The 3,006-nt window shown below is 44.6% G+C and carries 3 protein-coding genes; 2 read left to right on the forward strand and 1 reads right to left on the reverse strand.

The genetic code is table 11. The features are described 5' to 3' along the window. A partial coding sequence (locus ABI367_RS08145; RefSeq protein WP_462227988.1) for a nucleoside recognition domain-containing protein occupies nucleotides 1-902 on the forward strand: 902 nt, incomplete at its 5' end. Nucleotides 903-1,097: 195 nt separating this feature from the next. Then, a complete protein-coding gene (locus ABI367_RS08150; RefSeq protein WP_462227989.1) occupies nucleotides 1,098-1,709 on the forward strand; it encodes a SprT-like domain-containing protein in 612 nt (203 codons plus the stop codon). 96 nt (nucleotides 1,710-1,805) lie between these two features. On the opposite strand, the gene ABI367_RS08155 is transcribed toward ABI367_RS08150, so the two are convergent. Further along, nucleotides 1,806-3,006: alpha-ketoacid dehydrogenase subunit beta (locus ABI367_RS08155; protein ID WP_462227990.1), on the reverse strand; the 1,201-nt coding region annotated here is incomplete at its 5' end.

Genomic DNA, 3,006 nt, shown 5'->3' on the forward strand with positions numbered 1-3,006 from the left:
CCCGTACAATCGAGAATTGGAAGGACCGGATGATAACCATCATGGTTACCCCACTGGTTACCTGTTCGGCCAGGCTCCCCATTTATGTATTGCTTATTGGCCTGGTAGTGCCCAATCGCAATGTTTGGTGGGTTTTTAACCTGCAGGGGCTGGCTTTAACGGCTATGTATGTTTTTAGTTTGGTATCGGCCGTGGTAGTGGCGTTTGTATTTAAGCTGATATTAAAAGGACGCGAACGCGGCTATTTTATTATGGAACTACCCGTATACCGTATGCCCCGCTGGAACAACGTGCTTTACTCTATGTATGAACGCGCTAAAACGTTTGTATTACAGGCCGGCAAGGTTATCATAGCGGTTTCAGTTATATTATGGGTATTGGCCTCCTACGGACCCGGAAAAAGGTTTGAGCAGATAAATCAAAAATATAAACAGCCGCAATACACCAAAACTCTTACCCCACAGGACCTTAACCTGGCCAAATCTTCCGAGAAATTAGAAAACTCATACGCCGGGGTATTGGGTCATTTTATTGAACCGGCCATACGCCCGCTTGGGTTCGACTGGAAAATAGGCATTGCCCTGATCACCTCATTTGCCGCACGCGAGGTATTTGTGGGCACCATGGCCACCATTTACAGCGCCAACAGCAATGCGGATGATATGCAATCTGTACAGCAAAAAATGCATAACGCCAAAAACACACAAACGGGTCAACCGGTATTTACTCTGGCGGTAGCCCTCTCGCTCATGATGTTTTATGCCTTTGCCATGCAATGCGCCAGCACCGTAGCCGTAGTTTACCGCGAAACCAAGGATTGGCGCTGGCCCGCCATACAATTCGCTTATATGGCGGTATTGGCCTATGCAGCAAGCTTTATTACTTATAATTTGTTGAAGTGAGGAGAAAGCAGAAAGGTTACTTCCTTTATAATTTCTTGCTGATTTTGTATGCTCCCCCTGTTTGTGTCCTTACAAACAGCTATCGGTTAGTTGTCGAAGAGGACACAGACAACGGGTTAAATTAATATTACAAACCCTTTACCTTTCGCCTTTAACCTTTCCCCTCAAAAAACTATCTTTGATCAAGAGGTAACATTGGATAAAGTAAAAGTTTTAGAGAAGTATCTTCCGCCTGACGCGGCGCCCCTTATTGGCCGCTGGATTGATTACTTTAAGTGCGAGTTTAAAATATCACGCAACCGCGGCAGCAAGTTTGGCGATTACCGTGCGCCTCACTCGGGCAAGGGGCACCGCATCTCCGTAAATTATGATCTGAATCCCTATGCTTTTTTGGTAACCACCGTGCACGAGTTTGCGCATCTGCACACCTGGAACGAGCACAAGCAAAAAGCCAAACCGCATGGCACCGAATGGAAAAACAATTTTAAAAAAATGATGCAGCCTTTTTTTGAGAAGGATGTCTTTCCGCCGGACGTAAAGCACGCCATAGTAAGTTATCTGAATAACCCAGCAGCCTCCAGTTGTTCTGACCTAACACTATACCGCTCCCTACGTAAATACGATGCCCCGAGAGAGGCTATTCACACCGTTGAGAAGCTGCCCATTAAAGCCATATTTAAACTAAAAGATGGCCGTGTATTTAGTAAAGAAGAAAAACTGCGTAAACGTTATAAATGTATTGAGGTAAGTACTAAAAGGGTTTATTTGTTTAGCCCGGTTGCAGAGGTGGAGCTGGTGAATAATTAATTCTCCTGTCATTTCGACCAACGGGAGAAATCCATGCACCGCGATAATGAACATGTATAGATCTCTCGCTACGCTCGAGATGACAATGTGTGAGTTTTAAAACCTCAGCAATTCCTCCATCAACCCTTCCAGCTTTGATTTAGCTAAAAACTGTTCCTGTAAATGCTTATGCATTGGTACAGGTGTATCCAGGCTTGCGCAGCGCATTATGGGGGCGTCTAATTTGGTAAAACAGTGTTGTGCTATGTGCGCGGCTATTTCGCCGCCAAAGCCGCCTGTTAGCGTGTCTTCGTGCAATATCATGGCGCGACTGGTTTTGGCTACGCTTTTTTCAACCGCATCCTTATCCCAGGGCTGTAGGGTACGCAGATCAATAACTTCTATTGAATATTGCGGATGATTAGTCACATATTCAAGCGCCCAATGTACGCCCATGCCATAAGTAATAATAGTGGCCCATGTACCCTCTTTTACTACACGCGCTTTACCTATTTCTGTAAACCAGTTGCCTTCGGGCACTTCGCCGGTAAGGTTTTGGTATAAATGCTGATGTTCAAAAAATACAACAGGATTAGGGTCGTCAACGACGGCCATTAACAGCCCCTTGGCATCGGCCGGAAATGCCGGGTAAACTACCTTTAAGCCCGGTGTTTTGGTAAACCAAGCTTCGGTAACATCAGTTTGAAAGCCATTACTGTTAATGCCCACAGGTATGCGCAAAACCACGTCAACATTTTGCCCCCGCCTATATTGCGACTTAGCTATATTATTTACTATCTGGTTAAAGCCGCTGCCCATAAAATGGCCAAACTGCAATTCAACTATTGCTTTATAACCGTTAAGTGCCAGTCCTATTGCTGTACCTACTATCCCTGACTCGCAATCTGGAACGTTTTTAACTCGTGCAGTACCATATTTTACTGATAAGCCTTCGGTAATAGTACCCTCATTGGTGGGGTACGTTGTGTAACTGTCAAAAAGTATTAGGTTATCATACTTCTCCATACAAAGCGCCAGGCCATCGTGTATAGCTTCGGCATAACGTTTAATTACCGGCTTGCCTTTGTAATTAAAAGCGGGTAGAGTATATGGTTTATATACATCTGCAAGTTCATTTTGTACGTTGTTTTGGGGCGAAGGTTCTTCAACGGCTCGTTTTACTTCCTCATCAATCTTGACTGTAAATTCACTTTTAAGGTAAGATACCCATTCCAGGCTCAATATCTCCTGAAGCAAGTATTTTTCAAAATTCCGTACAGGGCATTTGATGTGCCATTGGTCCAGCAGTTCCTGTGTT

Origin of the sequence: Mucilaginibacter sp. (genome assembly GCF_039935595.1) — a bacterium.
Lineage (GTDB): Bacteria > Bacteroidota > Bacteroidia > Sphingobacteriales > Sphingobacteriaceae > Mucilaginibacter.